This is a genomic window from Streptomyces sp. NPDC054841 (assembly GCF_053611045.1).
Map to the genome: position 1 here is coordinate 1 of NZ_JBSGZO010000444.1, position 7,013 is coordinate 7,013.

Here is a 7,013-nt window from a genome sequence, read left to right on the forward strand (position 1 = left end):
GTCCGGGCCTGGTGGCCCAGACGCAGGACGGCCGCCGCGGTGTCCTCCAGGACACGAGCGGCATCCAGCGCGGCTGACGCCCCTTTCGGGACTCGGTTCTCCTCCGGTCTCTTCCGGTCTCCTCCGGGGCGAGGTTCACTCGCCCCGCACACCGCGGCCCCTCGCCCTTCCGGGCGGGGGGCCGTTGTCGTACAGTCGCCCCGCGGCAGTGAACTGACGGATCGCCAGAGAAGGAGCGGGGCATGCGGCTCGGACTCGCACTCGGCTACTGGGGGCGCGGCCCGAACCCCGCCCACCTCGAACTCGCCCGCGAGGCCGAGCGCCTCGGCTACGACTCCGTGTGGACCGCCGAGGCCTGGGGCTCCGACGCGTTCACGCCGCTGACCTGGATCGCCGCCCACACCTCCCGTATCCGGCTGGGCACGGCGGTGGCCCAGATGGCGGCCCGCACGCCCACCGCGACCGCGATGCACGCGCTCACCCTCGACCATCTCTCCGGCGGCCGGATGCTGCTCGGCCTCGGACTCTCGGGGCCACAGGTCGTCGAGGGCTGGTACGGGCGGCCGTTCCCGAAGAGCCCGCTGACCGCGACCCGCGAGTACGTCGACGTCATCCGGCAAGTTCTGCGGCGCGAGGGCCCCGTCGAGCTCGCCGGCCGCTTCCACGCCCACCCGTACGCGGGCGAGGACGGCACCGGCCTCGGCAAGGCTCTCAAGCCGATCACCCATCCCCTGCGCCCCGGGCTCCCGGTCCTGCTCGGGGCCGAGGGGCCGAAGAACATCGCCCAGACGACCCGGATCGCCGACGGCTGGCTCCCGCTGTACTGGTCACCGCTGCGGACGGACGTCTACCAAGCCTCGCTGGAGGAGGCACCGGAGGACTTCGTGATCGCGCCGATGGCCCGGGCCCAGGTCTGCGACGACATCGCCGAAGGCCTGCTGCCGGTCAAGGCGATGCTCGGCTTCTACATCGGCGGCATGGGTCACGCCGCCCGTAACTTCCACGCCGATCTGATGGCGCGGATGGGGTACGAGGACGAAGCCCGGCACATCCAGCGGCTGTTCGCCGACGGCCGGCGGGAGGAGGCGGTGCTCGCCGTCCCGGACGCCTTCGCCGACGAGATCTCCCTCGTGGGTCCACGTGAACGGATCGCGGAGCGGCTGGAGTTGTGGCGCAAGGGCCCGGTGACGGACCTTCTGGTCACCGCCCCGGACCCCCACACCCTGCGCGTACTGGCGGAGCTGAACAACTGAACAACTGAACGACTGAAGGGCTGAGTTGCTGAGCGGCTGGACCGACGCACCGCCGACCCGTCGGCCCGCCGACCTACCGACCTACCGACCCGCCGGTCAGCCGCCGCTGAGCTGGGAGACCGACGGCACCTTGTCCGTCACCTCGGCACCCGCGCTCTTGCCCGCGTCCTTGATCTCGTTGATGACGCTCTCGAAGGCGCCGACGTCGGCGTCGCCCGCCTGGCCCTTGCGGAGCTTGGTGCCGAGACCCTTCAGCGACTCGATGCCGGCGGTGATCGGCGCGACGGCCTTCGACAGCAGCGGGTCACCCTTGGCGTTGTTCACCGCGGCCTTGAGCCTGTTGTACGCGAAGGCGGCAGCGAGCCCCGCCTTGACGAGTGCGAACTTCCGGCCATCCGCCCCCTGTTTGAACTTGCCCTCGCGGTACGGCTTGATGATCCACTGGTACGTGGCGCCCGCCGCGAGGCCCGCGTTGGCGACGAACCGGGTCTTGGCGAACTTCTGCGCCTCCACGGAGCCGGTCGGCGTCGCCGAGGTGCCCGCGCTCGCGTCGCCCCCGCCGCACGCGGCGGTAGGGACGAGCAGCGCGCAGCAGAGGAGCAGCGCCAGGGCCGCACGGCGTACCGGACCGGGAACCGAAGCGCAAACCGAACCCGGAGTGGACATGGCAGACCTCCCTGACCTCCCCGAGACCTCTCGCCAGCGTCACCCGGGAGCGGCCGTTCCGCCACTCGGGTGACCCCGACCGGCCCGACCGGTCCGACCGGTCCGACCGGTTTCGTTTAACACGAAACGGCAACCCGATAGTTATGTCGTTTCGTCAACGCAGTGGAAGTCACCAGGCGGCGACCATCATCACCGTTGTCGCCGATGTCATGGCCGTCATCCTCGGCCTGTGGATCCTGATGTACGTGCTGGACGCGAACCGGGCCAATGACCTGGTCAGCTTCGTCCAGGACGTGGCCCGCTGGCTGGCCGGCTGGTCGCACGACCTGTTCACGTTCGACGAGGCCTGGGCGCGGGTCGTGGCGGGCTACGGTCTCGCCGCGGTCGTGTACCTCGTGGTCGGCCACGCCGTGGCAGGCCGCCTGCGCCGCCACTGACACGCCCGCGCCTACGCCCGCGCCCGCACATGCGCATGCGTGCGCCACGCACCACGGGGGCCGGGGCGCCCCCACGAGGGGTCCGGGGGGCGTCAGCCCCCCGGCAACCTCACACGCCGCAGTCCGGATCGAGCCCGCGCGGCAGGCGCTCCCCGCCGAAGACCGCGATCGTCGCCTCGTCTCCTCCCAGCGCGGCCACCGCCAGCAGCAGGGACCCCGCCGTCCACGTGGTGAGTTCCTCCGGCCATATGGCCCGGTCGCCCTCGAAGACGTAGCCCGTCCAGTACATGCCGCCCTCGGCGCGCAGATGCTGGATCGACTGGAGGATCTCCAGCGCCCGGTCGGACTCCCCCATCACCCAGAGCGCGAGGGCCAGTTCGCAGCTCTCGCCGCCCGTCACCCACGGGTTGGGCAGCACGCACCGCACCCCGAGCCCGGGGACGACGAACGCGTCCCAGTGCTCCTCGATGCGGGCCTTCGCCTCGGCGCCCGTCAGGGCGCCGCCGAGGACCGGGTAGTACCAGTCCATCGAGTAGTGGGACTTGTCGAGGAAGCGCTCCGGGTGGCGGCGTATCGCATGGCCGAGCGCGCCGGCCGCCAGCTCCCAGTCCGGCTGCGGCTCCTCGCGCTCCTCGGCGATCGCCAGGGCGCAGCGCAGGGCGTGGAAGATCGACGAACTGCCGGTCAGCAGCGCGTCGTCGACGGGTGCGCCGCCGTCCTCGGGGGCCTCGCGCTTCCAGCCGATCTGGCCGCCGGGCTGCCGCAGCCGCAGCACGAACTCGATCGCCGCGCAGACGGACGGCCACATCCGGTCGAGGAAGGCGTCGTCGCCGGTGGCGAGGTAGTGGTGCCAGACACCGACGGCCAGGTACGCGCAGAAGTTGCTCTCGCGGCCCCGGTCGGTGGGCTGGTCGGCGTTGCCGTCGTGGTACGCGGCGTACCAGGAGCCGTCCTCGTTCTGGTGCCGTGCCAGCCAGTCGTAGGCGCGGGCGGCGGCGGCGTGCTCGCCCGCCGCGTCCAGCGCCATGGCCGCCTCGGTGTGGTCCCAGGGGTCCAGGTGGTGCCCGCGGAACCAGGGGATCGCGCCGTCCTCGCGCTGTACGGCGAGGATGCCGGCGACGGTTTCGGCGGCCTGCTCGGCGGTGAGGACCCCGGGCAGGACGAGATGCTCCGTGCGTCCGGGTGAGGTCACTTGGCGCCCGCCGCGCTGGGCAGGTGCGGCTTGGTCGCGTACGCCACGAAGCTCTTGCCGACGACCGGGTTGAGGGCCTGCTCGGCGAGCCGGGTGACCAGGGGCTTCTTCATGATGTCCCAGACCAGCAGCTTGTGGTACGCGCGGACCGGGAGCGCCTTGTCGTTGTCGACGCCGAACGCGCACTTCAGCCACCAGTACGGCGAGTGGAGCGCGTGCGCGTGGTGGGTGCCGTAGGGCTTGAGGCCCGCCTCGCGCATCTTGGCGAGCAGCTCGTCGGCCTTGTAGATGCGGATGTGGCCGCCCTCGACCTCGTGGTACGCGTCCGACAGCGCCCAGCAGATCTTCTCGGGGCCGTACCGGGGCACGGTGACGGCGATCCGGCCGCCGGGCCTGAGGACGCGGACCATCTCCGCGAGGACGCCCTTGTCGTCCGGGATGTGCTCCATCACCTCGGAGATGATCACGACGTCGAACGACTCGTCGGGGAAGGGCAGATTGAGCGCGTCACCCTCCATGGCGGTGGCGCTCGCGCCTTCGGGAGCCTCTCCCGCCTCCTTCATCGCGGCGAACCACTTGGCGACCTCGCGGATCTCCTCACCGTTCTGGTCGAGGGCCACGACCTGGGCCCCGCGCCGGTAGCACTCGAACGCGTGCCGCCCGGCACCGCACCCGAGATCGAGCACACGATCGCCCGGGGCGAGCGGAAAGCGGGAGAAGTCGACGGTCAGCACGAGGTCTGCCCTTCCGGATGGGTAACGGCGCCCCTGCGCGGGGCGCGCCTTGCAGTGTCCGCGGGGGTGCGGCCCACACCCGCGGAACGGACCGTGCGCCGGGACGCCGCCCCGGTTCCGGCCCCGGCGGGATCGGCGATCCCGGGGCTCACGGCCGGGCACGGGCTTGCGGCCACGGCCAGGTACGGGCTTGTGGCCACGCCCGGGCATGAGCTTGCGGCCACGGCCGGGTACAGGCTTGTGGCCACGCCCGGGCATGAGCTTGTGGCCACGGCCGGGTACAGGCTTGTGGCCACGGCCATGGCCCTGGAGCGGCCGGGGGCCGCCGGCGCGGAGCGGCGGACGTTCCGGCCGTGCTCGCGGGCCGGGCCGGTGGGCCCGAAGCCCACCACCACGGCCGCGGAGCGGGCCGAAGCCCGTGGCACGGAGCGTGCGAAGGATGTGGGCCGCAGGCCCGCGCACGTGGAACGCGGCGCGGAGCGCCCGGGGGCCGTGGGCCGCAGGCCCGCGCACGGGGAACGCGGCGCGGAGCAGCGGAGTGTCACCGCGCACCGCCCGTCGTCGCGCGTGCGGCGATCGCTTCGCGGTAGAGGTCCGCCGTGCCCTGGGCCGCGCGGGACCAGGTGAAGCGGGAGAGGACGCGGGCGCGGCCCGCGATGCCGATGCGGTGGCGCAGGGCGGGGTCGGCCAGCAGGCGGCCGAGAGCGGCGGCGAGCGCGCCCGCGTCGCCGGGCGGGACCGCGAGGCAGGTCTCGCCGTCGGGGCCCGCGACCTCGGGGATCGCGCCGCCGGTCGTGGCGACGAGCGGCGTGCCCGTCGCCATGGCCTCGGCGGCGGGCAGCGAGAAGCCCTCGTACAGCGACGGCACGCACGCGACCTGCGCGCTGCGCACCAGGTCCACGAGTTCCGCGTCGGAGATGCCCTTCACGAACTCGACGGCGCCGTCGAGCCCGTACCGTTCGATGGCCTGGGCGACCGGCCCGTCCTCGGCGCGCTTGCCGACGACGACGAGGTGCGCGTCCGGGCGCTCGGTGCGCAGCTTGGCCAGCGCCTCGACCAGGTGGATGAGGCCCTTCAGCGGCACGTCCGCGCTGGACGTCGTCACGATCCGGCCGGGAACCTCGGCGACGGAGGGGTCCGGTGAGAACAGATCGGTGTCGGCGCCGATGTGCACGACCCGCACCCGCTCGGGGCGCACCCCGAGATGGTCGACGATCTCCTGCTGCGAGGAGCCGGAGACGGTCAGCACGGACGGCAGCCGCCGCGCGACCCGCTTCTGCATCCGCGTGAAGCCGTACCAGCGGCGTACGGACGCGCGGCGACGCCAGTCACCCGCGGCGTCGAGTTCGAGCTGCCGGTCGACGGTGATCGGGTGGTGGATGGTGGTGACGAGGGGCGCGCCGATGTCGCCGAGCAGCCCGTACCCGAGGGTCTGGTTGTCGTGGACGACATCGAACTCCCCGCGCCGCGCGATCAGATGGCGCCGCGCCCGCAGCGAGAAGGTCAGCGGCTCCGGGAAGCCGCCGGTCCACATCGTGGCCACTTCGAGCCAGTCGATCCAGTCGCGGTACTCGTCGCGCTTGGGCGTACGGAACGGGTCCGGCTGCCGGTACAGATCGAGGCTCGGCAGCTCGGTGAGCGGCACTCCGCCGTCGAGTACGGGGTACGGCTGCGCGCCGATCACCTCGACGCTGTGGCCGAGGCGGGCGAGCTCGCGCGACAGATGCCGTACGTAGACGCCCTGGCCTCCGCAGAACGGGTTGCCCTTGTAGGTGAGGAGAGCGATGCGCAGCGGTCCGTCGGCGCCGCCGACGGTGCCCGCACGGGGCCCGGCTGCTATGGCCTCAGCGGTCACTCACGGCCCCCTTCTCACTCCACTTTCGCCGGAGCGTAACCGCTCGCGCTAATCTAGAACAAGTTTCAGACTTGATCGTTCTTGATCGCTCAAGGAACACCGAATCTACCGGCAGGTAGCGCTGCTGTAAGGCCTGGATCAGGTGATTCGCGCCACGGCGCGGGGCCCTGCCATGCTGTGCCGTCGGGAACTCGGGGGAACGGGAGACATGACCACGGAAGCCAAGGCACCAGTCCCAGCCTCCCCGCCCTTGACGGAGCGCCAGGAGGCCAGGCGCCGCCGCATTCTGCACGCCAGCGCGCAGCTGGCCAGCCGGGGCGGATTCGACGCCGTACAGATGCGCGAGGTCGCCGAGGCCGCCGGGGTCGCCCTGGGCACGCTGTACCGCTACTTCCCGTCCAAGGTGCATCTGCTGGTGGCCACCATGCAGGACCAGCTCCAGCACATGCACACGACCCTGCGCAAGCGCCCCCCGGCCGCCGACAGCGCGGCGGAGCGCGTCGCGGAGACGCTGATGAGGGCCTTCCGCGCCCTGCAGCGCGAGCCGCATCTCGCGGATGCGATGGTTCGGGCGCTGACCTTCGCCGACCGCAGCGTCAGCCCGGAGGTCGACACGGTCTCGCGCCAGACGACGGCGATCATCCTGGACGCGATGGGCCTGGAGAACCCCACGCCCGAGCAGCTCTCCGCGGTCCGGGTCATCGAGCACACCTGGCACTCGGCGCTGATCACATGGCTCTCGGGGCGCGCCTCGATAGCCCAGGTGAAGATCGACATCGAGACGGTGTGCCGGCTGATCGATCTGACGACTCCGGCGGCGGAACAGCGTACGGGTCCGGGTCCGGGCGCGCCCCCGCGCGGGGGGGGGCGGGGGCC

7 protein-coding genes are annotated in these 7,013 nt (G+C 72.3%); 3 read left to right on the forward strand and 4 right to left on the reverse strand.

Annotation, left to right across the window (positions count from 1 at the left end):
- Window positions 1-242: 242 nt before the first annotated feature.
- Window positions 243-1,253, forward strand: a complete 1,011-nt coding sequence (locus tag ACWGI8_RS36035) for an LLM class F420-dependent oxidoreductase (protein WP_453667552.1) — start codon at window positions 243-245, stop codon at window positions 1,251-1,253.
- A gap of 96 nt (window positions 1,254-1,349) precedes the next feature.
- Here the strand turns inward: ACWGI8_RS36035 and ACWGI8_RS36040 are convergent, their stop codons facing one another.
- Window positions 1,350-1,919 carry a hypothetical protein gene (locus ACWGI8_RS36040; protein WP_453667554.1) on the reverse strand — a complete coding sequence of 190 codons (570 nt, stop codon included), beginning with the start codon at window positions 1,917-1,919 and terminating at the stop codon, window positions 1,350-1,352.
- Between the two features lie 143 nt (window positions 1,920-2,062).
- On the opposite strand from ACWGI8_RS36040, the gene ACWGI8_RS36045 reads away from it, so the two are divergent.
- The gene (locus ACWGI8_RS36045; protein ID WP_453667555.1) at window positions 2,063-2,356 is read left to right on the forward strand and encodes a hypothetical protein; all 294 of its coding nucleotides are present in this window, start codon (window positions 2,063-2,065) and stop codon (window positions 2,354-2,356) included.
- 109 nt (window positions 2,357-2,465) lie between these two features.
- On the opposite strand, the gene ACWGI8_RS36050 is transcribed toward ACWGI8_RS36045, so the two are convergent.
- From ACWGI8_RS36050 to ACWGI8_RS36060, 3 genes are all read right to left on the reverse strand, one after another.
- Window positions 2,466-3,548 (reverse strand): prenyltransferase, encoded by a 1,083-nt coding sequence (locus ACWGI8_RS36050; RefSeq protein WP_453667557.1) that lies wholly within the window; start codon window positions 3,546-3,548, stop codon window positions 2,466-2,468.
- Window positions 3,545-4,282 carry a class I SAM-dependent methyltransferase gene (locus ACWGI8_RS36055; protein ID WP_453667558.1) on the reverse strand — a complete coding sequence of 246 codons (738 nt, stop codon included), beginning with the start codon at window positions 4,280-4,282 and terminating at the stop codon, window positions 3,545-3,547. Before ACWGI8_RS36055 ends, ACWGI8_RS36050 begins: the two co-directional genes overlap by 4 nt.
- A 541-nt stretch (window positions 4,283-4,823) precedes the next feature.
- Entirely contained in the window at window positions 4,824-6,137 is a 1,314-nt protein-coding gene (locus tag ACWGI8_RS36060; RefSeq protein ID WP_453667559.1) for a glycosyltransferase family 4 protein, read from the reverse strand.
- 208 nt (window positions 6,138-6,345) lie between these two features.
- On the opposite strand from ACWGI8_RS36060, the gene ACWGI8_RS36065 reads away from it, so the two are divergent.
- Window positions 6,346-7,013: TetR family transcriptional regulator (locus ACWGI8_RS36065; protein ID WP_453667561.1), on the forward strand; the 668-nt coding region annotated here is incomplete at its 3' end.

Excerpts from the sequence above, each read along its gene's own strand:
- ACWGI8_RS36035 (WP_453667552.1), top strand. The coding sequence starts at position 243 with ATGCGGCTCGGACTCGCACTCGGCTACTGGGGGCGCGGCCCGAACCCC.
- ACWGI8_RS36040 (WP_453667554.1), bottom strand. The coding sequence starts at position 1,919 with ATGTCCACTCCGGGTTCGGTTTGCGCTTCGGTTCCCGGTCCGGTACGC.
- ACWGI8_RS36045 (WP_453667555.1), top strand. The coding sequence starts at position 2,063 with ATGTCGTTTCGTCAACGCAGTGGAAGTCACCAGGCGGCGACCATCATC.